The 20,459-nt window shown below is 49.3% G+C and carries 20 protein-coding genes and 1 pseudogene; 19 read left to right on the top strand and 2 right to left on the bottom strand.

Annotation, left to right across the window (positions count from 1 at the left end):
• On the bottom strand, positions 1 to 217 hold a 217-nt coding region (locus DXA13_RS21260; protein WP_207662158.1), incomplete at its 3' end, for a hypothetical protein.
• 133 nt (positions 218 to 350) lie between these two features.
• Between DXA13_RS21260 and DXA13_RS08835 the strand changes: the two genes are divergently transcribed.
• The 10 genes and pseudogenes from DXA13_RS08835 to DXA13_RS21645 all read left to right on the top strand — a co-directional run bounded on the left by DXA13_RS08835 (position 351) and on the right by DXA13_RS21645 (position 11,161).
• Entirely contained in the window at positions 351 to 1,646 is a 1,296-nt protein-coding gene (locus DXA13_RS08835; RefSeq protein WP_118243543.1) for a lactate racemase domain-containing protein, read from the top strand.
• Positions 1,647 to 1,665: 19 nt separating this feature from the next.
• Positions 1,666 to 2,082 carry a tripartite tricarboxylate transporter TctB family protein gene (locus DXA13_RS08840; protein ID WP_118243545.1) on the top strand — a complete coding sequence of 139 codons (417 nt, stop codon included), beginning with the start codon at positions 1,666 to 1,668 and terminating at the stop codon, positions 2,080 to 2,082.
• A 101-nt stretch (positions 2,083 to 2,183) separates the two neighbouring features.
• Positions 2,184 to 3,463 (top strand): annotated as a pseudogene (locus DXA13_RS08845) (tripartite tricarboxylate transporter permease).
• Between the two features lie 123 nt (positions 3,464 to 3,586).
• Positions 3,587 to 4,633: a tripartite tricarboxylate transporter substrate-binding protein gene (locus tag DXA13_RS08850; protein WP_181995584.1), complete on the top strand. Its 1,047-nt coding sequence runs from the start codon at positions 3,587 to 3,589 to the stop codon at positions 4,631 to 4,633.
• A gap of 105 nt (positions 4,634 to 4,738) precedes the next feature.
• Complete coding sequence (locus DXA13_RS08855; protein ID WP_118243549.1) at positions 4,739 to 5,530, top strand: aldolase/citrate lyase family protein; 792 nt, start codon at positions 4,739 to 4,741, stop codon at positions 5,528 to 5,530.
• 15 nt (positions 5,531 to 5,545) lie between these two features.
• Positions 5,546 to 7,066: a galactarate dehydratase gene (garD, locus tag DXA13_RS08860; RefSeq protein WP_118243552.1), complete on the top strand. Its 1,521-nt coding sequence runs from the start codon at positions 5,546 to 5,548 to the stop codon at positions 7,064 to 7,066.
• Between the two features lie 270 nt (positions 7,067 to 7,336).
• Positions 7,337 to 7,795: a nuclear transport factor 2 family protein gene (locus tag DXA13_RS21630; protein WP_243009032.1), complete on the top strand. Its 459-nt coding sequence runs from the start codon at positions 7,337 to 7,339 to the stop codon at positions 7,793 to 7,795.
• Between the two features lie 38 nt (positions 7,796 to 7,833).
• Positions 7,834 to 8,436: a PAS domain-containing protein gene (locus tag DXA13_RS21635; RefSeq protein ID WP_243009033.1), complete on the top strand. Its 603-nt coding sequence runs from the start codon at positions 7,834 to 7,836 to the stop codon at positions 8,434 to 8,436.
• Positions 8,437 to 9,023: 587 nt separating this feature from the next.
• On the top strand, positions 9,024 to 10,229 hold the full coding sequence (locus DXA13_RS21640; RefSeq protein ID WP_243009042.1) for a diguanylate cyclase: 1,206 nt from the start codon (positions 9,024 to 9,026) through the stop codon (positions 10,227 to 10,229).
• A complete protein-coding gene (locus tag DXA13_RS21645) occupies positions 10,196 to 11,161 on the top strand; it encodes an ATP-binding protein (RefSeq protein WP_243009034.1) in 966 nt (321 codons plus the stop codon). The genes DXA13_RS21640 and DXA13_RS21645 overlap by 34 nt, the downstream gene beginning before the upstream one ends.
• A 34-nt stretch (positions 11,162 to 11,195) precedes the next feature.
• On the opposite strand, the gene DXA13_RS08870 is transcribed toward DXA13_RS21645, so the two are convergent.
• Positions 11,196 to 12,149 carry an AEC family transporter gene (locus tag DXA13_RS08870; RefSeq protein ID WP_347559787.1) on the bottom strand — a complete coding sequence of 318 codons (954 nt, stop codon included), beginning with the start codon at positions 12,147 to 12,149 and terminating at the stop codon, positions 11,196 to 11,198.
• 70 nt (positions 12,150 to 12,219) lie between these two features.
• On the opposite strand from DXA13_RS08870, the gene DXA13_RS08875 reads away from it, so the two are divergent.
• From DXA13_RS08875 to cobM, 9 genes are all read left to right on the top strand, one after another.
• Positions 12,220 to 12,960 (top strand): FadR/GntR family transcriptional regulator, encoded by a 741-nt coding sequence (locus DXA13_RS08875; RefSeq protein WP_278287036.1) that lies wholly within the window; start codon positions 12,220 to 12,222, stop codon positions 12,958 to 12,960.
• 122 nt (positions 12,961 to 13,082) lie between these two features.
• Entirely contained in the window at positions 13,083 to 14,549 is a 1,467-nt protein-coding gene (locus tag DXA13_RS08880) for an NAD(P)/FAD-dependent oxidoreductase (RefSeq protein ID WP_118243558.1), read from the top strand.
• Positions 14,546 to 15,781: an FAD-dependent oxidoreductase gene (locus DXA13_RS08885; protein WP_118243560.1), complete on the top strand. Its 1,236-nt coding sequence runs from the start codon at positions 14,546 to 14,548 to the stop codon at positions 15,779 to 15,781. The genes DXA13_RS08880 and DXA13_RS08885 overlap by 4 nt, the downstream gene beginning before the upstream one ends.
• 10 nt (positions 15,782 to 15,791) lie before the next feature.
• Positions 15,792 to 16,163, top strand: coding sequence for a DUF1667 domain-containing protein (locus tag DXA13_RS08890; protein ID WP_347559788.1), 372 nt, complete (start codon positions 15,792 to 15,794; stop codon positions 16,161 to 16,163).
• Between the two features lie 72 nt (positions 16,164 to 16,235).
• A complete protein-coding gene (locus tag DXA13_RS08895) occupies positions 16,236 to 17,369 on the top strand; it encodes an SLC13 family permease (protein ID WP_118243563.1) in 1,134 nt (377 codons plus the stop codon).
• A gap of 87 nt (positions 17,370 to 17,456) precedes the next feature.
• Positions 17,457 to 18,209: a precorrin-3B C(17)-methyltransferase gene (gene cobJ / locus DXA13_RS08900; RefSeq protein ID WP_118243566.1), complete on the top strand. Its 753-nt coding sequence runs from the start codon at positions 17,457 to 17,459 to the stop codon at positions 18,207 to 18,209.
• Positions 18,210 to 18,264: 55 nt separating this feature from the next.
• The gene (locus DXA13_RS08905; RefSeq protein WP_181995586.1) at positions 18,265 to 18,774 is read left to right on the top strand and encodes a bifunctional precorrin-2 dehydrogenase/sirohydrochlorin ferrochelatase; all 510 of its coding nucleotides are present in this window, start codon (positions 18,265 to 18,267) and stop codon (positions 18,772 to 18,774) included.
• 41 nt (positions 18,775 to 18,815) lie between these two features.
• Entirely contained in the window at positions 18,816 to 19,619 is an 804-nt protein-coding gene (locus DXA13_RS08910; protein ID WP_118243572.1) for a sirohydrochlorin cobaltochelatase, read from the top strand.
• A 36-nt stretch (positions 19,620 to 19,655) separates the two neighbouring features.
• The gene (cobM, locus tag DXA13_RS08915) at positions 19,656 to 20,414 is read left to right on the top strand and encodes a precorrin-4 C(11)-methyltransferase (RefSeq protein ID WP_118243574.1); all 759 of its coding nucleotides are present in this window, start codon (positions 19,656 to 19,658) and stop codon (positions 20,412 to 20,414) included.
• Positions 20,415 to 20,459 lie beyond the last annotated feature (45 nt).

The raw sequence follows: 20,459 nt of genomic DNA on the forward strand, positions 1-20,459 counted from the left end.
GATATACGTCTTGCAACTGGTAAAGAAGTTGCTGAGAGGATAAAGGTATAACAGAGGATGTTGCAAAAAGGAATAGAGCATTGCCTCCGATACCAGATGTAGTGACTTGGCCACCGCCTGGAACGAAATCTGGTATCGGCGGCAATGCGGATTCGACTTTTGCAACACCCTCTTTTTTATTCTCCTGATGCAGGATTGAAATAAAAATTGAAATCATCTGTTCATAAAATGAAATAAAAACATGATTGTAGAAAAATTCAATAAAATCCTATCTTTTATGTCAATAGATATTCAAATTGGTGAAATGTATAATGAATTTATAAAAAAGATGGAAAAAGAAAGGAAAAAATATGAAGAGCGTCACATCACGTTTGGTGGAACAGGTCCCGATTCCAAAAATGTTTAAAGTCAGGCAGCTTTTTTCAGCTGAAAGAATTGAAGCGGGTGATATACCCGCAATTATACGGAACGAACTGGAACAGGAAACGTATTCCTCACAGATACGTCCGGGAATGAAGATCGCCATTACGGTTGGAAGCCGGCAGATTGCCAATCTTGTGATCGTCACAAAAACCATTGTAGACTTCGTAAAAGAAAAAGGGGCCAGTCCTTTTATCGTGGCAGCCATGGGAAGTCACGGAGGAGCTACAGCAGAAGGGCAGAGGGAGATACTGGCAAATTACGGCATTACGGAAGAGTCCATGGAATGTCCCGTGAAATGCGATATGGACGTAGTGAAAATCGGCGTCAACGACGAGGGAATGGATGTGCTGATCGGAAGGAATTCCGCAGAAGCAGACGGAATCATCGTCAACTGCCGTATAAAGCCGCACACCTGTTTCAGGGGGCCCTATGAGAGCGGAATCATGAAAATGATGACGATCGGCCTGGGTAAGCAGGCGGGAGCAGATGTGTGCCATGAGGCCGGATTCGGTCAGATGGCGAAATACGTTCCCATGTTTGGCAGAGCCATCCTGAAACACGCGAATATCCTGTTTGCAGTGGCCGTCCTGGAGAACTCCTATGACGAGACATCTAAAATTGCGGTCATTAACCACGATGAAATCGAAGAAAAAGAACCGGCCCTTCTGGAAGAAGCCAGAAGCCTTATGCCGGGAATCCTTGTTCCGGAGTGCGATGTGCTGATCTGCGACGTCATCGGAAAAAATTTCAGCGGAAGCGGTATGGACCCCAATATAACAGGAACCTTTGTGACGCCGTATGCATCCGGCGGCCTGAAGTCCCAACGGGTGGCCATCCTGGATATGAGCAGGGAAAGCCATCACAGCGGCTGCGGCATGGGCATGGCACATGCGACGACGAGGCGGTTCTACAACAAACTGAATTTTGATCTTACATACCCGAATCTGATCACGTCCACGGTGGTGGAAAACGCCAGAATTCCGATGGTGATGGAGAATGACAAAGAGGCCATACAGGTCTGCATCCGAACGTGTACGGGAGTAGACAAAGATCGGATCAGGATTGTCCGTATTGCCAACAGCCTGAAAATCGAACACATTATGCTGTCTGAAGTCTATTATAAAGAAGCTGAAAAAAATCCGGGGCTTGTAATCGAATCGGAACCGGAAGAACTGGAGTTTGATGAGGCTGGAAACCTGATTGGACTGGGAGAGATCAGCTGATTGAGAGGAGGAGAAGAGAATGGGAATGGCTTTTGCACTTCCAAGAGTACAGATCGTTTATTCCACCAGTCATCTGCTGGTACCGAAGATTATGGCGGTTGTCCTCACCGCGCTGCTGGTGCTGATTCTTTTGACGGAAGGGATTGCAAGAAAGAAAAAGGGGGAAAAGCTGAGTCTCAAAGGGAAACACTTTTTTGCCGAGGGATATGACAGTAAAAAGTTCTGGGGAACGGTGGTATTGTCGGTCGTATATCTGATTCTGCTGGATCTGATCCGTTTCGTACCGGCCAGCTTGATCTGCATTTTCCTGTATGGAGTGATTTTTGAAGGAAAAAAGGAAAAGAAATCCATGGTGGTTTCCGGGGTGCTGTCGGTATGTTTCACCGTATTCGTGTGGTTCATCTTCGGATATGTGTTCAACATTACACTGCCGTAGGAAGAAAGGAGGCATAAAAAATGATTGAAATAGGTATATTCCAGATTCTGATCTGCGGATTCGGCGTTGTTATGGGAATTATTTTCGGAGCCCTTCCCGGTATGACATCCACGATGGCCGTAGCGATTTTTCTTCCGCTTACATATGCCTACGATATGGGAACTGCACTGTATCTGCTTCTGGGCCTGTATGTAGGAGGGATTTCCGGAGGATTGATCCCGGCGATTCTGATTAATATCCCGGGCACTCCGTCCTCGATCACGACGTGTTTTGACGGATATCCCATGGCAAAGCGAGGAGAAGGAGAAAAGGCGCTGAAAATCGGCATTGTATCGTCCCTGTTCGGCGGTATTTTCAGCCTGATCGTGCTCTGGCTGTTTACGCCGGTGCTGGCCTCCATTGCCATCAAGTTTTCCGCGGTAGAAAAGTTTCTGCTGATCGTATTTGCGCTCACGGTTATTGCGGCGCTTTCCAAGGGAAATATGCTCCGCGGCATCTTTGCAGGCTGTCTTGGCGTCATGTTCGCCCTTGTGGGCGTGTTTACGGACAACAACATGGTCCGCATGGTTCCCGGTCCTCTTACCGTCACACTGAGAAATGGTTTTTCACTGCTTCCTGTCATCATCGGATTGTTCGCAGTTTCCCAGATACTGGAAGAGGCAGAAACAGGCATGAAAAAGGCAAAGTATGATGTGAGCGGCGAGACGGGAGGAAAATTCTCCTTGTCGGTATTTAAAGGACAGACCATTAACCTGATCCGGTCCGCCGGAATCGGCACGTTTATGGGAATCCTTCCTGGCGTCGGAGGAAGTGCGGCTTCCATCCTGGCATATTCTCAGGCGAAGAACTTTTCGAAGCAGCCGGAGAAATTCGGGACAGGTTCTGAGGAAGGGCTGATATCCAGCGAATCGTCCAATAACGGACTGACCGGCGGCGCCTGATTCCGCTGCTTTCCCTGGGAATTCCAGGTGATTCCACAACGGCTGTACTGATCGGAGCGTTCATGCTTCAGGGAATTGCGGTAGGGCCTCTTTTTATAAAGCAGAACACGTCTACATGGAATACGGTGCTGGTCGCCCTTTTGATTGCCAATGTCATCATGTTTCTGGTGATGTTCTTCGCGATCAAGTATATTTCCAAAATTATATATATCCCCAAGACCAGGCTGTATCCGGTCATCATCCTGATGTGTGTCGTCGGCGCATACGCTGCGAAAAACGGAATTATGTTTGACATCTGGGCCATGTTCATCTTCGGTGCCCTTGGCTATGTTTTCAACAAGATTAATATTCCTAACGCTCCGTTTCTGATCGGATTTATCCTGGGCGGAGACTTTGAAAAATATTTTATCGATTCTTTAAAGGGAGCGGACGGAATTTGATGATTTTCTTTACGAGAGGGCCGCTTGCATGGGCGCTGTGGGCAATGATTATCGCTTCTGTCGCATATGCTCTGGCAGATAACCATAAAAGCAAAAAACAAAAATAAAAGGAGAAGGAAATTTATGAAAAAGACAATGAAACGAATGATGGCACTCGCATTAGCCGGTCTGATGGCATTTTCCATGGCAGGCTGTGGAAAAAAGGAAGAGAATTCCATTAAGGGAGAACGGGTCCGGTTCATTCTGGGCGCAGGTTCTACCAGCGGCGATACATATCTGGCGGCAAACGTGGCTGTCAATTATCTGAACAATAAGCTGGATTTAAAGGGAAAGATCGATCCCATCGGACAGGCCAATGCTCTGCAGGAGATCACCACGGCGAAATTTGCGGACAACAATACCATGATGATTTTCCATGACAATACATGGCTGAGCGTTGTGCTCGGCGTATACGGAGACGAATACTCCCTGGACAATATGATCGTAGGACCAAGAATTGCAGAAAGCAAAGGTTCCTGTTTCGTTGTGAGTAAAAAAGCGCCTTACTCCAACCTGGTTGAACTGGCAGACTGGATGAAAGATAACCCCAATGAAATCGTGAAGGTGGCATGTGAATCAGGCGGCTCTTCCCACCTGGCATTTATCGGTGTGTATAACTGGATGAAGGAAGATTACGGCGACGACGTAGCCAGCCGCCTGAAAGTATTCGTTGCAGGCTCTACGGAGACCAAATACCAGGCTCTCTGGGACGGCAACTGCCAGATGATTTTCGTGGACCTCTCAACGGCAGAACAGTATACGAAAGACGGCGTTGAGGATCAGATCGCAGTTAAGGTAGCGGGCCTTCTGACCGGCGAGCGAATCGAAGGGAAAGAGTACCCTACGTTTGCAGAGCAGGGTGTGAAGATGGGAGACGAGCCCTTTGACTTTACGAAGGAGTACTGTATCTTCTTTACAAAGGATACGCCGCAGGAAATTGTAGATGAGATCAGCAGCGCCATGATCGAAATCGGCAAAGATGAAAACTATGTGAAGGAACTGAACGATCAGGGCTATGAAGTTCATGTGATTTCCGCAGAAGAGAACAAGAAGCATATGTATGAGAAGAGGGACATATTTGCAGCAGTATTGAAGGATGCCCCGTCGCTTGACACATTGACGGCACAGTAAACAGACATGCGCAGCTGCTGCGGGCAGTAAAAGAAAGGCTTCGCAGCAGTTTTACGTAACCGTTCAGCTGCCGCCTGAACGGTTACTGACTGAAAGGAGATTTTCATGAATGAGTTATACAAAAACAGCGTGAAAAAAAGACTGAAAAATAAGGGAAAGGTATCGGCGGCATGGCTTCATCTGGCCAGCAATGTATCGGCAGAAATTATGGCTAACGCCGGTTTTGACGTGGTGATGATCGATGTGGAGCATTCTCCGGCCGATTATCAGACCGTACTCAGCATGTGTCAGGCAGTGAAAGGCACGGGGTGTCTTCCCTTTGCAAGAGCCCCGTGGAACGATCTGATTGCCTTAAAGAGAATCTGTGACTGCGGAGTAATGGGGATTTCCATACCTTATGTGAATACCAGAGAAGAGGCGGAAGAAGCGGTGGCGCGCTGTAAATATCCGGTGAGGGGAATCCGTGGAATCGCGGGAAGCCCGAGAGCGGCCGGTTATGGAATGAACCGTGGGCAGTATCTGCAGCGGGCCAATGACGAGAACCTGGTTATGGTGGCAATTGAAACGACAGAGGGGATTGATAACCTCCCGGCGATCATGGAAGTAGAGGATCTGGACGGCATTTTCATCGGTCCCATGGATTTGTCCACTTCCATGGGCATGATGGGACAGATCGGAAGTGACGCGGTTCAGGCACAGATTAAGAGGATCGAGGAGATCGTAATCCCGTCGGAGAAGTTTCTGGCTACGGTAGCCAATGATGTGGAACATGCAAAAATGCTGTATGACAAGGGATACAACATGCTCGTCATGATGTCGGATGCAGTAGACCTGGCGAAAATGGCGGGGCGTACAGTCGAGCGCTTTCAATCATACCTGGAACAGAAAAAAAGTTAAAGTGAGGGAAGAAATATGGGAGAAAGACGCAGATATGTAAAAATAAAAGACGAAGATAATGTTGTTGTGGTGGTGGACGACGTTCCGAAAGGGACAGAACTCATGGATGGCCTTGTGACGAACCAGGATATCCCCCAGGCCCATAAAGTCGCTCTGGAGGATATCCCAAAAGGAGGGGCTGTCGTAAGATACGGCGTGATTCTGGGATATGCAGTTGATCAGATTAAAAAGGGTGACTGGATTAATGAATACATGCTGGAACTTCCAGTGTCGCCGGACCTGGATAAAATGGTATTTGCCAGGAACATCGTAACTGATCTTCCAAAGGCGCCGGTTAAGACATTTATGGGATACAGAAATCCCAGAGGCGGATATGCCGGAACCAGGAATATACTGGGAATCAGCACGACTGTGCAGTGCGTAACTGGAGTGTTGAACGTAGCAGTTGAAAAGATGAAAAAAGAACTGCTTCCGAAATACCCAAACGTCGATGACATCGTTGCCGTCAATCACGCATATGGCTGTGGCGTGGCGATACATGCTCCCGAGGCAAAAGTGCCGATTCGCGCCTTGAGAAATATGGCATGGCACCCGAATTTCGGAGGCGAACTGATGGTGGTCAGCCTTGGATGCGAAAAATTTACGGTCGATCAACTGCTGGATGAAGCGTACATAAATCCGGAAAATGTAATCGTGCTGCAGGATATGGAAGGGTTTGACAATATGATCTCCGCTTTAATGGAGATGGCAGATCAGAAGCTGGCAAAGCTGAATGGGAGAAGGAGGGAAGAACTCCCTCTGTCTCAGCTGATGATAGGCATGCAGTGCGGCGGAAGCGATGCTTTCTCCGGCGTCTCGGCCAATCCGGCAGCCGGATATGCGGCCGATATGCTGGTACAGGCTGGTGCTACCGTATTATTTTCTGAAGTTACGGAAGTCAGAGACGGGGTGCACCTGTTGGCAGAACGGTGTATGAACGAACAAGTAGGAAAACGTCTGGCGGAAGAAATGCGCTGGTATGATAATTATCTGAATAGAGGAGAGGTGGACAGGAGTGCCAATCCTTCTCCAGGCAATAAAAAGGGCGGACTCGCCAACATTGTGGAGAAAGCGATGGGTTCCATCGCCAAATCCGGCTCCTCGCCGGTCGTAGAAGTACTGTCTCCGGCAGAAAGGCCGACGAAACATGGCCTGATCTATGCGGCAACACCAGCCAGCGATATCGTCTGCGGGCCGTGTCAGTTGGCTTCCGGTATCGGGGTCCAGGTGTTTATGACAGGAAGAGGAACGCCCTACGGGCTGGCAGCCGCTCCTGTGATAAAAGTATGTTCCAGAAATGAAATGAAACAGAAGTGGCCGGATCTGATCGATGTCAATGCAGGACCGGCAGCTACGGGAGAGGCTTCCATCGAAGAAATCGGAATGGAATTATTCCAGGAGATCATCGACATAGCCGGTGGAAAAAAACAGAGCTTTGCAGAAAAGTACAGACTGTACAACGACTTCTGCGTATTCAATCCAGCTCCTATTACCTGATTTTGCGGGCAGACGGGCAATGCCCGGTTTATATTTTTTCCCTATCTTAAAGCAAAACTGCTGTACCGGCATACGGGTGCAGCAGTTTTGCTTTTTCCATAAAGGGAAGCGTCCGCCAGATATGGAAGCTTCTGCAGCAAAACGCTGAAAAATGCCTTGTAACTTCCCTGCGCTTTTGTTAAACTATAACAAAAGAGATTATGGCCGTGCGCAAGGTGAAGGGAACGCCATGCAGAAACACGACTGATGGATAGAAAGAGGTGTAAAAGGATGCAGACAGGTAAAGCGGTCAAATTAGTACGCACATTTTTCGAGGCCTACCTGGTTCGGCGGGACGTGATTGACACGCTCGCTTGTCTGGCTGAGGACGTGCAGTGGGTAGGCACGGGAAAGTCGGAGCTCACTTATGGACGGGACCGGACGGCAGAGGCGCTGCTCGCAGAGTTTGCAGTGACGCCGGAGCCATTCCGGATCGAGTATGAATATATCCAGGAAAATGAAGTTACGGATACGTCTGCTGCGGTACTGCTGACTGCATCGGTCTGCCCGGCTGCCAAGGAGGCCGGCGGAGTCTGGATCAGGGTATCTGCTATTTGCGTCGAGGACATGGACGGTACCTGTAGAATTGCCTCGATCCACGCTTCTACGCCTGACATCCGGCAGGATGAGGGCGAGTTTTTTCCTGCCAGCCTCTTGACCGTTCCGAACTGGAACGAAATGTTGGGATAAAATCTCTGGATATCATGGGGCAGAATATTCCGGGAGGTATGATGGGGGGATATCTGGAGCCGGGATTTCCTCTCTATTACGTCAATGATTACATGCTGGCTTACCTGGGCTACACTTATGAAGAATTTGTAGACGCTATAGGAGGTCTGGTTATAAACTGTATGCACCCGGACGACATCACGCGGGTGGATGCCAAGGTTGCCGAGGCATTCCGGGTCGGCAGGCCCTATGAGATTCAATATCGCATGAGGAAAAAGGACGGCAGCTATATCTGGGTCAATGACGTGGGAAAGAAGGGCCTGTCTGAGGACGGACGGGAGATCTGTATCAGCGTGATCCGCGATATATCGGCAGAGTGGGAAGCGCGGGAACGGCTGGAAAAGCAGGCCGCCCGTTACGATCATTTGTTCCACTCTGTTCTGACCGGGATTGTCCAGTATTATATATCAGGCAGCGGAGTGAAGTTTAAGGACGCAAACCACGAAGCCATACGGATTTTTGGCTATACACCGGAAGAGTTTTGGGCAAAAGAGAACTGGGACCTTCCCAGCCTGATTGCAGAAGAAGACCGGCCGCGTATTATGGCAGAGATTGCACGGCTTCAGAAGCGGGGGACATCAATCCCTTTGAATACAGGCTGATTCAGAAGGACGGCAGGCTCTGCTGGATTATTGGAAGGGCCGAGGTCATTCTGGATCTGGATGGTGAACTGGTAATCCAGAGCGTGTTCATGGACATTAATGATCGGAAAATGGTGGAGCAGCGCAGCGAGCTTCTGGCCGAACAGGTAGAGGCAAGTAATGAGATTCTCCATGTGGCCCTTGAACATACGACGGCCTGCGAGTTCTACTACTATCCTCAGACGGGAATCTGTACGATACCGGAACGTACCTGCACCATATACAAATGCCAAAACTGTTACACGGATATGCCGGGAAGTTTTGCAGCAGAGCAGGTGGATGAAGAATTTCATGCTTCATTTTATGACGCGTATGAGCGGATTCACCGGGGGGAACACACCGCTGCATGTGAATTTAGGGGAAAGGACGGAACCTTCTGGTGCCGGGAGACGCTGTCCGTCATCCGCAGCAGCGAAGGCGGAGCGCCTCAGCTCGTGATCGGCATTGTGGAAGATATTACGCGTCAGAAAGAGATGGAATTGGCGCTGGAGGAAGCCAGGTCGCGGGACAGACTAACCGGACTTTACAACAAGGAAACGGGCATCCGGATGGTTCAGGACTACCTGGACAGCCGCCCGTCAGGCGAGAACGGCGTAATGATGCTGCTGGATATGGATGATTTTGAACGAATTAACCAAAAAGAGGGCAACGTGTTTGCAGATACCATTCTTCAGGAAGTGGCTGACGTGCTTCTGGCGGAAACAGGACCGGATCAGATTCAAATACGGTTGGGCGGAGACGAATTTATGCTGTTTATCAAGAACTGTGATAAATCTCGTGCTTCGGTCATCGGGCCGAGGATTGCCAGGCTTGTGCAGGATATTCTGGCGGACACGAAATGGGGCGTTCAGGTTTCTGCCAGTATTGGCATGTGCAGCACAGAGGTGACATGGGACTACAATTCGCTTTACCGCTGCGCTGAGAGCACGCTCAAGTATGTCAAGGAAAACGGAAAGGGACAGGCGGCATGTTATCTGAATACATCCAATGCGGTAGGAACGTTTCTGACCCAGCTCTATACCGATGAATATCTGGTCAATGAGATTGAGCCGGAGAATACCCGCGCAGGCGGAGACCTGATTTCATTTGCCCTGGACCTGCTGGGCAAGGCAAAAAATTTGGATGACGCAGTCAACCTTCTGCTTGCCCGCATCGGAAGAACATGCGGCTTTGACCGGGTTTCCATCATTGAAGCTAACAGGGCCTATCTGACGTACCGCTTTTCATATCAGTGGGCGCGCAGGCGCGCAGATATTCAATTGGGGCAGGAATTTTACGTTTCAAATGAAGATTTTGAGCTTTGCTCAGATATGTATGATGAAGACGGGCTGGCGGATCACAACCTGAGAGAGGGGATTTCCGATATTGCCTCCTGCCTTCATGCCGGTATCTGGGACTACGGCGAGTACGTCGGCTCCATGAGCTTTGAGGTGGACCGGGAGGGATTTGAGTGGACGCAGGAATACCGCAAGCTGCTCAAGGAACTGGTGAAGATCGTTCCTTCCTTCATTATGAAGTCCAAAGCAGACGCGGTAAGCCAGGCCAAGACAGACTTCCTTTCCAGGATGTCCCATGAGATCAGGACACCGATGAATGCCATCAGCGGTATGACGACGATTGCCAAAAGTGTGGTAAACGATCCGGTAAAAACCCTGGACTGTCTGGAAAAGATCGAATTGTCGAATGTGTATCTGCTGATCTTGTTAACGATATTCTGGATATGTCCCGCATCGAGAGCGGAAAGCTGGAATTGAATTACGGTGCGCTGGACCTCACACAGCTGTTAGCCAGTCTGGAATCCCTCTTCCATGCCCAGGCACTGGAAAAAGGACTTACCATGCGGGTGGAGGACGGCCGTATCAGGAACCGGATCCTGCATGCGGACAGCCTTCGGCTGAACCAGGTGCTTGTAAATATTATAGGAAACGCGGTTAAATTTACGGATCAGGGAGGAATTACAGTGCGGGTGGAGGAACTGGAGACGGAGCCTCGGGCGGTGCTTCATTTTTCTGTTGCCGACTCCGGAATCGGTATCGACCAGGCGGCCATGTCCCGCATCTTCAATCCGTTTGAACAGGCAGAAGCGAGCACGGCATCCAGCCGGGGCGGTACAGGACTAGGACTGTCGATTTCCTACCGCCTGGTTCAGATGATGGGAGGCGTTCTGGGAGTCCGCAGCGAGGCGGGGAAAGGCTCAGAGTTCTTTTTTACACTGACCTTTGACTACACTTCAGAAGAAATTCCTGAAACAGACCATACGAAAGAGCAGGTACTGCACGCGGACTTTTACGGGCGGCATATCCTGCTGGCGGAGGACAATGAACTCAACCGGGAAATCGCTCAGACGCTTCTGGGAATGCATGGTTTTACGGTGGAATGTGCTGCTGACGGGCAGAAGGCCCTCGAATGCTTCTGCAGCGGAGAGCCAGGCCGGTTTGATGCCGTTTTGATGGATATTAGAATGCCGGTCATGGACGGCCTGGAAGCTGCCAGGCGTATACGTACATCTGGACGGCCGGATGCGCGTACTGTACCGATTATTGCACTTTCTGCCAATGCTTTTGACGAAGATTCCAAAAAATCTCTGGAAAGTGGTATGAACGGGCACATTTCCAAGCCGATCGAAGTGGATAAACTGCTGGAGGTTCTGGAGAAATGTATCGGCTGCGGGGGCGGAGTCTCTTAGACAGCCGGCCGATCCATTCGTTCCCCATATGAGGCTAAATGAAAAACATCAGAATCGGAACGGTGATTAAAGAAAGTATGGTGGTCATAACTACGCAGCGTGAGGCGTAGTCCGCATTGACTCCATACTTTACGGAGAGCAGCACACTGGTGCTTCCGGCCGGCATTCCGGTCAGAATCAGGGATACGCCGGCAAGGAGAGGCGACATGTGCAGAAGCTTTAATACCGCCAGAGCTACGAGCGGAAGGGCAAGAAGACGGACAAAAGAAAGGTAGAAGATGCTCCCTTCAAATAGTGATGGGATAGACACGCCTACCAGCATCGTGCCTATGACGAACATGGAAAGAGGCGTCGTGGTGTTTCCCATTTGGGAAACTGCCGTATCCACGAATGCTGGCAGAGGAATTCCTATGATACGCCGTGCCAGTCCAAGAAACACGGTGATAATGCATGGATTCAGCAGAATGTTCTTCACGTTGGTCTTGAAGTCTGATTTTGTAAAGATGCTGATACCGGCTGTCCACATGGCAATTCTGTTTGGTATGATAAAAATGGAGGCATAGAGCAGTCCGTCCGTACCGTATACGGCGGAAACCATAGGCATACCCAGAAAACCGGAATTGTTTACAAGAGTGGTATACTGCAGAATGCTCTTTTTTTCCCGCGGATAGCGGTTGTACAGTACTTTCCCGCACAGAAAGGAGAGGACGGCAATGACGAGCGCCACAAAGAATACGACGGCTGTTTCCCTTAAAATATCAGGAGTAAGGGGCTTGTTGAATGAATTGAAGATCATACAGGGGAGGGTGACTTTCAGAATCAGGTCCGTCATCTTCTGCTTTGCATGTTCATCGATTATTGACTTTTTGGCACAATAAAATCCGACACAGAGATAGATCAGCAGAATCACCTGCGCGTTCAGCATTTTTAAAAAACTTTCCATGGTAAATCCTTTCTTTCCGCTCTGCGGATATGGTATAGTTACCATTATACGTCTGCCCGGGGCAGATAGCTACTTAAAAAAACTGAAAGGAACGTTTAGTTTTACTTATAGTACAATGGGAAAAATACATTTTAAATCACTGCCGGAGAGAACGGCAGATGTAATCAGTGATATGCTTTACCAAAAAAACTACCGGATTGGAGCAAAGCTTCCCAATGAGATCGAACTGGCCGCGATGCTGGAAGTCAGCCGCAATACGGTAAGACAGGCCATAAAGATACTGGCGGACAGGAATATTCTGGAGGTACAGCGGGGAGCCGGTACCTTTGTTTCTTCAAAGCTGGGTATGAGCGACGATCCACTTGGCCTGTCCATGGTATGCGATAAGAACAAACTGGTTCGTGATCTTCTGGACGTCCGGCTCCTGATCGAGCCGAGAATGGCTTCCCTGGCGGCGGAAAACGGAACGGCGGATGAGATCCGCCGCCTGAGAGAAAACTGTGAGCGGCTGGAAGAGGCATGCAGCAGGGGAGAGAATTATTATGAGATCGATATGGAGTTCCACACCGCCATCGCAGGCTGCAGCAGGAATCTCGTTGTACACAGCCTTTTTCCTGCGATCTGCCAGACGATTATCCTTCAGGAAAATGTGACGCTGGACAGGCTGAAGGAACAGACGGTCAGAGCCCACAAGAGGATTTATGAAGCTGTGGCAGGGCGAAAGGGAAGCGAAGCATACGATGCCATGACAGCTCATCTCATACAGAATAAGGAACGGATACTGAGACAGCAGGAACTGGAGCAAGAGACAAATCAGACAAATTTGTCTGAAAAGTGCAGAAAAAGGCAGAAGTAATTCCTTCTGTGAACATGATATTGAAAGACAGAAAAAGCCATGGTAATAATAGACCATGACTTTTTTATTTTATGGGAAAAAACTTCTATGATATTCTTTTTACATAACAGAGGAGGATGACGATGGAGGCAGACAAAGTGTTTGACGTAGCAGTGATCGGAGCTGGCGTAATCGGATGTGCGGCGGCAAGAGAGATGTCCCGGTACCAGGTGAAGACAGCAGTGTTCGAAAAAGAACTGGATGTGGCATGCGGTAATTCCAGCAGAAATACAGGTATGCTGCATGCAGGCTTTACGTATCAGCCGGGCAGCCTGAAAGCGGAATGTGCCGTCGAAGGAAACCAGGAATTTGACCAGGTAGCCAGAGAGCTGGAAATTCCATTTAAAAGGACGGGAAAAGTGGTGGTCGGTTTTGACAGCCACGATATGGAGAACATTTTAAAATATAAGGCCGTAGGAGAGAAAAACGGCGTAAAAGGTTTGAGGATCATCGGCAAAGAGGAATTAAACAGGCTGGATTCCAGCGCAGGAGGGGAGTTTGCCATGTATGTGCCGGATTCAGGGATTCTGGACCCGATGCAGTATACGATCGCACTGGCTGAAAATGCATGTCAGAATGGAGCAGAATTCTATTTTGGGCGGAACGTAGTATCGATTGTCAGAGAAGGAGACATATATAGGATCCACACGTCGAAAGGATGTTATGCGGCCAGATGGGTGATCAACTGTGCAGGCATGTACGCACCGGAGATTTCAGAGATGCTGGGGTATCCAAACTATCCGACGAAAGGGTTTAAGGGAGAATATTTCGTACTGGACAAAAAGGCGGGAAAATATCTGAATATCCCTGTTTATCCGGCGCCAAATGACAAGGGTGGATTTTCTACACATGCCACTCCCACTGTGGATGGAAATGTACTGGTAGGGCCGGATTCCTATGTGACGGAGGATCGCGAGGACTATCGTGTGACAAAGGAGCACCTGGACGGCCTGATCCGTGACGGACAGAAGATGTTCAGCCAGATGAAACGAGATTATTTTATACGGAATTTTGCAGGCATCCGATGGAAACGATACGACCCTGAGACAGGAGAAATTCTGGATTTCATGCTGGAATCGGATGAAGAACATCCGAATACGGTAAATCTGGTGGGAATTGAGTCTCCCGGAGTTACCTGCGCACTACCGCTGGCGAGACGGGCGGTAAGAATCATTGCGGAAAAAGAAAAGCTGGCCGAAAATCCGGGGTTTAATCCGAGGAGAAAGGGAATTCGGAAATTTTCAGAAATGAGGGCAGAGGAAAAGAAAGCGGCCGTTGCGAATGATCCGAATTACGGAGAGGTGATCTGCCGCTGCGAGAATGTGACGAAAGCAGAGATTCTGCAGGCCATCCACAATCCTCTGGGAGTACATACGGTGACCGGAATCAAGAACAGAACGAGGGCGACGATGGGACGCTGCCAGGGCGGGTACTGCGAGACGAGAATCACGAAAATGATTGAGGAAGAGCTTGGGATTGCCTGCGAGGAAGTGCGATATTCAAAGGAAAACAGCTGGATGTTTACGGGGAAAGTGAGGGAGGAAGTATGAGGCAGGCAGATGCAGTAATCATTGGGGGAGGACCTGCCGGTCTGGCGGCGGCGGCCCAACTTTGGAAAAAGGGAATCAGGGATGTGCTGATTCTGGAAAGGGAACATCAGTTGGGAGGAATTCTACGGCAGTGCATTCACGATGGATTCGGGCTGACCAGATTCGGTGAGACATTAAGCGGGCCGGAATACGCACAGAGGTTTATCGACGAAGTGGAATCCTGTCCGATTCCCTATATTACAGATACGACCGTTATAGACATCACGGAAGATAAAAAAGTGACGGCCGTATCCAGGGATGGAATTATGGAAATTCAGGCCAAAGCGGTGATTCTGACCATGGGCTGCCGTGAGAGAACGCGGGGAGCGATTAGTATACCAGGCCAGAGGCCGGCCGGTGTATATACGGCAGGTGTGGCGCAGAGTTACGTGAATCTGCAGAATAAAATGGTGGGAAAAGAAGCGGTCATTCTGGGATCGGGCGATATCGGAATGATCATGGCCAGACGCATGACTCTGGAAGGCGCCCATGTACAGGCGGTATTTGAAGTACAGCCATATGCCAGCGGCCTGCCGAGGAACATCGAACAGTGTCTGAATGATTACGGCATTCCTTTGTATCTGAGCCATACGGTGACAGAGATCAGGGGAAATGAGAGGCTGGAAGCCGTAGTCGTATCCCAGGTGGATGAGCGCATGCAGCCGGTTCCAGGAACAGAAAAGGAGTATCCCTGTGACACCCTGATCCTTTCCGTAGGGCTGATCCCGGAAAACGAACTTTCTTTGGCGGCCGGAGTCATTCTCGATGAAAGGAGCAAAGGGGCTGTCGTAGATGAAAATTACCAGACGAGCGTTCCGGGAATTTTTGCGGCGGGAAATGTGCTGCAGGTCCATGATCTGGTCGATTTCGTGTCCATGGAAGCAGAGAGCCTGGCTGAGGCCGCAGCGCGCTGGATTAAAGAAGGAGAACTGCCGGAGTGCCCTCTGGAAGTGATGACGGACGAAAATGTCACTCATACGATTCCACAGAGGATCAGCGGGCAGGAAGACTTCAAGCTTTCCATGAGGGTAAGAAAGCCGGTGAAAGACTGCGTGATACGGCTTTCGCAGAGTGGAAAGACGATTTTGGAAAAGAAGATGAAGCGGGCCATTCCGGCAGAAATGATACAGATCACGGTAAAGGCAGAAATGCTGAATCAGAAAGACAGGCTGGAGGTGAGCATTTTATGGTAAGGCAGTTTATATGCATTATGTGCCTATGGGATGTGAAGTTACGGCAGAGGTCATGGAAGGAAAAGAAATTATCACGACAGGCCATACATGCCCCAGAGGCAGGGAATACGTCATTCAGGAAATGACCAACCCGCTGAGAAATATTGCCAGCTCCGTGCTGGTAAAAGGAGGAGAGCTGCCCCTTGCCAGCGTCAGGCTGGACAGACCGGTTCCAAGGGACAGGATATTCGACGTCATGGCAGAGATCAGGAAACAGAAGCTGACAGCTCCCGTGAAGGCCGGTCAAGTAGTAATCGAAAACGTACTGGGCCTTGGCAGCAACGTAATCACCACAAAAAGAGTCGCCGTCGTTGGCGGAGAACAGAGCAGAAGATACAAATAAAGAAGATAAAATAATTGACAATTCCCCTTTTCTGGCATAAGATTTTCTTTTGAAGAAAAGGGGAATTTTACTATGGATAAGATAAAGAGATTTGTGAAGAAAGAGACGGTTCTGAGTATCTCCTTTGTGCTGGCGCTGATCTCTGCTTTTTTCATTCCTCCTGACGGGACGTATATCTCTTACATAGACTTTCGCGTTCTTGCGCTGCTGTTTTCTCTGATGACCATAATGGCAGGGCTTAACAGAGCCGGAGTATTTTATGACATGGGAACGCGTATGCTCTCCAGAACGGAAAACACGCGCCAGCTGACGGCTGTGCTCGTGGCCCTCTGCTTTGTTTCCAGCATGTTCGTGACAAACGATGTAGCCCTGATTACCTTCGTACCGTTTGCGGTCATGGTGCTGGAAATGGCAGGAGAGAGAAAGCATATGATCTTTGTCGTAGTACTTCAGACGGTAGCCGCTAATTTGGGAAGTATGATGACTCCTGTTGGAAATCCACAGAACCTGTATCTGTACAGTGTTTCCAAGATGGCGTTCGGCGATTTTATACAGACCGTATTTCCTTATACGGCATTGTCCTTTTTGCTGCTGTCCATCTGCATACTGGCGATGAAAAAAGAGAAGATTGCAGTTTCTCTGGATAGTGAAACTGCAAAGAGAGAAGGGAAGAAAGGAGATGGAACAGAAGGGCGCCCGGTCATAAAATATGCTCTTTTATTCCTGGTTTGTCTCGGGACGGTACTTCATCTGGTGCCGTATCAGGCGGCATTTCTTCTGACGCTCGTTACCGTTGCAGTCACGGAAAAAGATGTGCTGAGGCGTGTAGATTACAGCCTGCTTCTGACGTTTGTTTTCTTTTTTGTGTTCATTGGGAACATGGGAAGAATTCCGGCAGTAGCCGGATCGCTGGAACAGCTTCTGGCAGAGAGGGAGCTGGAGGCTTCCATTTTGGCCAGCCAGGTTATAAGCAATGTGCCGGCGGCTATTCTTTTGTCAGGATTTACGGACAATTATAGAGAACTGCTTCTGGGAGTGAATATCGGCGGACTTGGAACGCTGATCGCCTCTCTGGCGAGCCTGATCTCCTACCGGTATTACGTTCATGCAGAAGGGAGCAGCAAACCCAAATATATGGCTGTTTTTACAGCGGTCAACGCAGGATTCCTGGCGGTTCTGACCGTTTTTGCAAAGATCATCGGTTAGGTTGTAAGAGATGACTGTGACTAAGAAGATCAATGGTTCCTGAGAGTATCGGAAACATTTCGGCAGCAGCCGGAGAAATGGAGTGTTATGGAACAGAATGAAAAAATGATTTACGTCGCGGGAATCGGTCCGGGGGCGTATGAAAAAATGACGATCGAAACTGCAATGCTTCTGGAGCGCTGCGATGTAATCATCGGATATACGGTCTATGTGGATCTGGTTCGCAGCCATTTTCCGGGAAAGGAGATGCTGACTACGCCTATGAAACAGGAAACGGTCCGCTGCCGCATGGCATTTGAAGAGGCCAAGAAGGGAAAGACGGTCGTTATGATATGTAGCGGAGACGCAGGCGTTTACGGCATGGCCGGGCTCATGATGGAAATAGGACAGGAATATCCGGATATACAGGTGGAGACTGTGGCTGGAGTTACGGCGGCAACGGCAGGGGCGGCCGTTCTGGGCGCTCCTTTAATCCACGACTTTGCCGTTATCAGCCTGAGCGACCTGCTCACACCGTGGGAAACGATTGAGAAGAGGATATTAGGAGCTGCTATGGCTGACTTTGTAATCTGTATCTACAATCCATCCAGCAGAAAGAGAAAAGATTATCTGAAAAAAGCGTGTGACCTGCTGCTGTCCTGCAGGGACGGGGAAACGGTGTGCGGAATCGTCTCCAATATCGGCAGAGAGGGAGAGCATGCCGAAGTTCTTACACTGAATGCTTTGAGGAACAGGGAAGTAGATATGTTTACAACCGTTTTTATAGGAAATAAACAGACGACTGTCATAAACGGAAAAATGGTGACACCGCGGGGATACAGGATAGTTCCGGCCGTTTGACCACGGTATATAAAGAACTGCCGAACACAAAAATATGGAAAGAAAGAGGACGGTAATGGAAGAGCAGAAAAACAGTTATTTTCCATTGTTTGTAGATATGTCAGGTAAAACCGTGCTGTTTGTTGGAGGCGGAAGAGTGGTGCAGCGAAGGATTGAGGCGTTTATGTCTGTTGTAAACGTATCTTCGGAAAAACAGGAACGGCAGAGCGGCGGCCTTCAGATTATCGTTGCTGCGCCGGAGGTGACGGAGCAGATTGACAAATATGTGCGGGACGGCTATATTTGGTGGAAGAGGAAGCCTTTTTCTGAGGACGATGTGGATGGAGCAGACTACGTAATTGCAGCAACGAATGATATGGACGTGAATCAAAGGATTTCTGAATTATGCAGGCAGAGAGGGATACCGGTCAATGACGCGGGGAAAAAGGAAAATTGTGACTTCTATTTCCCGGGCATTGCAGTGAAGGGAGATCTCGTGGCCGGAATTACCGCCTCCGGAAATAGCCACAGCCTGACAAAACAGGTGACGGAGGCCGTCAGGGAGCTGTTTTATCGACTGAAATAAACGGCCCTTTTTTGTGCTGGAAAGGGAGTATAAGGGAATCTATGGAGAATGTAAAAAAGGGGATTCTGGTCGTGAGTTTTGGAACGAGCCATGGAGATACCAGGGTGAAAACCATCGAGGCAATTGAAAAAGATATCGAAAACGTTTATACTGATCGTAGTATCTACAGGGCCTGGACCAGCAATATTCTCATAAATAAACTGAAATGCAGAGATGGTTACCATGTGGATACGGTAAAAGAGGCCCTGGAACGAATGAAAAAAGACGGCATTACCCATGTTGTCGTACAGCCGACTCACGTGATCAACGGAATGGAAAACGACAGGATGAAAGATGACGTTCTGCCCTACATGGAGACGTTTGCTTCCGTCGCATTCGGGACGCCTTTGTTGACGGGAAAGCAGGATTGTGCAGATGTACGGAAGGTACTGACAGAGGAATTCAGGGAAATACCGGAGGATACGGCTGTGATTTTTCTGGGGCACGGAACTGCCCATAAGGCAAATGCCGTATATGCAGCTCTGGACCGGCAGCTGAAAGACATGGGCCGTACAAATTTCTACATGAGAACGATTGAGGCAGATACGCCGTTCGAGCCGCTCCAGATGGAGATTTTGGAAAAAGGTTACCGACGTGTGATTCTTGCTCCCTTCATGATCGTGGCGGGAGAGCATGCAAAGCATGATATGGTAGGAAGGAAAGATTCCTGGAAGAGCCGGCTGGAAGAGATCGGATGCAGAGTCGAGTGCGTGTTTAAGGGACTTGGAGAATATGAGGGAATACGGAGGATATTCCTGGATCACATAAAAGAGGCAGAAACTGTCTGTGAAGGATATGAAGTCTGAACAGGGAGGATGGAACGATTAAAGGAGAGCAGCCATATGGTACATTTTGTAGGAGCCGGGCCTGGAGATCCGGATTTGATTACGGTAAAAGGAAAAAAAAGAATTGAGGAAGCCGACGTGATTATTTACGCCGGCTCCCTTGTTAACCGGGAGCTTCTTGGAGTTGCGAAGGAAGGGGCCGAGATTTACAACAGCGCCGTTATGACTCTGGATGAAGTGGTGCAGGTTATGGAGAAGGCAGAACGGGAAGGAAAGACGACCGTCCGTCTTCATACAGGAGATCCGTCCATATACGGAGCCCACAGGGAGCAGATGGACCGTCTTGATTCAGCGGGAATCGCATATGATGTAGTGCCGGGAGTCAGTTCTTTTCTGGCGGCAGCGGCGGCCATGAAGAGGGAATATACGCTGCCTGGGGTGAGCCAGACGGTGATTTTGACAAGAATGGAAGGCAGAACTCCCGTACCTGAAAAAGAGAGACTGGAATCTCTGGCTGCCCATCAGGCCACCATGCTGATTTTTCTGAGCGCGGGTCAGACGGAGGAAGTGGCAAAACGGCTGATATCCGGGGGATATCCGTCCGATACGCCGGCGGCTGTCGTCTATAGGGCATCCTGGGAGGATGAAAAAATAGTGAAAGGAACGCTGGAGACAATTGGAAAACAGGCGGAGCAGGCAGGGATTAGAAAGACGGCCCTGATTGCCGTGGGCGGTTTCCTTGGAAGCGAGTATGAGCTTTCCAGACTTTACGATAAACATTTTTCCCATGAATTCCGTCAGGGGATTCCGGAGTGAGAGGAAAAGAAAAAGCAGGTAAGAGAATGATAATAAGAATCGGGA

Source organism: Clostridium sp. AM58-1XD, from assembly GCF_003464085.1.
GTDB lineage: Bacteria > Bacillota > Clostridia > Lachnospirales > Lachnospiraceae > Lachnoclostridium_A.

What these genes read in the sequence shown, in the direction of transcription:
- DXA13_RS08905 (WP_181995586.1), top strand. Translation starts at nt 18,265, where the DNA reads ATGGAAGAGCAGAAAAACAGTTATTTTCCATTGTTTGTAGATATGTCA.
- DXA13_RS08840 (WP_118243545.1), top strand. Translation starts at nt 1,666, where the DNA reads ATGGGAATGGCTTTTGCACTTCCAAGAGTACAGATCGTTTATTCCACC.
- DXA13_RS08850 (WP_181995584.1), top strand. Translation starts at nt 3,587, where the DNA reads ATGAAAAAGACAATGAAACGAATGATGGCACTCGCATTAGCCGGTCTG.
- DXA13_RS21635 (WP_243009033.1), top strand. Translation starts at nt 7,834, where the DNA reads ATGATGGGGGGATATCTGGAGCCGGGATTTCCTCTCTATTACGTCAAT.
- DXA13_RS08880 (WP_118243558.1), top strand. Translation starts at nt 13,083, where the DNA reads ATGGAGGCAGACAAAGTGTTTGACGTAGCAGTGATCGGAGCTGGCGTA.
- DXA13_RS21645 (WP_243009034.1), top strand. Translation starts at nt 10,196, where the DNA reads ATGTCCCGCATCGAGAGCGGAAAGCTGGAATTGAATTACGGTGCGCTG.
- DXA13_RS21630 (WP_243009032.1), top strand. Translation starts at nt 7,337, where the DNA reads ATGCAGACAGGTAAAGCGGTCAAATTAGTACGCACATTTTTCGAGGCC.
- DXA13_RS08890 (WP_347559788.1), top strand. Translation starts at nt 15,792, where the DNA reads ATGCATTATGTGCCTATGGGATGTGAAGTTACGGCAGAGGTCATGGAA.
- DXA13_RS08870 (WP_347559787.1), bottom strand. Translation starts at nt 12,149, where the DNA reads ATGGTAACTATACCATATCCGCAGAGCGGAAAGAAAGGATTTACCATG.
- DXA13_RS21640 (WP_243009042.1), top strand. Translation starts at nt 9,024, where the DNA reads ATGGTTCAGGACTACCTGGACAGCCGCCCGTCAGGCGAGAACGGCGTA.
- DXA13_RS08835 (WP_118243543.1), top strand. Translation starts at nt 351, where the DNA reads ATGAAGAGCGTCACATCACGTTTGGTGGAACAGGTCCCGATTCCAAAA.
- DXA13_RS08875 (WP_278287036.1), top strand. Translation starts at nt 12,220, where the DNA reads ATGGGAAAAATACATTTTAAATCACTGCCGGAGAGAACGGCAGATGTA.
- cobJ (WP_118243566.1), top strand. Translation starts at nt 17,457, where the DNA reads ATGGAACAGAATGAAAAAATGATTTACGTCGCGGGAATCGGTCCGGGG.
- DXA13_RS08910 (WP_118243572.1), top strand. Translation starts at nt 18,816, where the DNA reads ATGGAGAATGTAAAAAAGGGGATTCTGGTCGTGAGTTTTGGAACGAGC.
- cobM (WP_118243574.1), top strand. Translation starts at nt 19,656, where the DNA reads ATGGTACATTTTGTAGGAGCCGGGCCTGGAGATCCGGATTTGATTACG.
- DXA13_RS08885 (WP_118243560.1), top strand. Translation starts at nt 14,546, where the DNA reads ATGAGGCAGGCAGATGCAGTAATCATTGGGGGAGGACCTGCCGGTCTG.
- DXA13_RS08855 (WP_118243549.1), top strand. Translation starts at nt 4,739, where the DNA reads ATGAATGAGTTATACAAAAACAGCGTGAAAAAAAGACTGAAAAATAAG.
- garD (WP_118243552.1), top strand. Translation starts at nt 5,546, where the DNA reads ATGGGAGAAAGACGCAGATATGTAAAAATAAAAGACGAAGATAATGTT.
- DXA13_RS08895 (WP_118243563.1), top strand. Translation starts at nt 16,236, where the DNA reads ATGGATAAGATAAAGAGATTTGTGAAGAAAGAGACGGTTCTGAGTATC.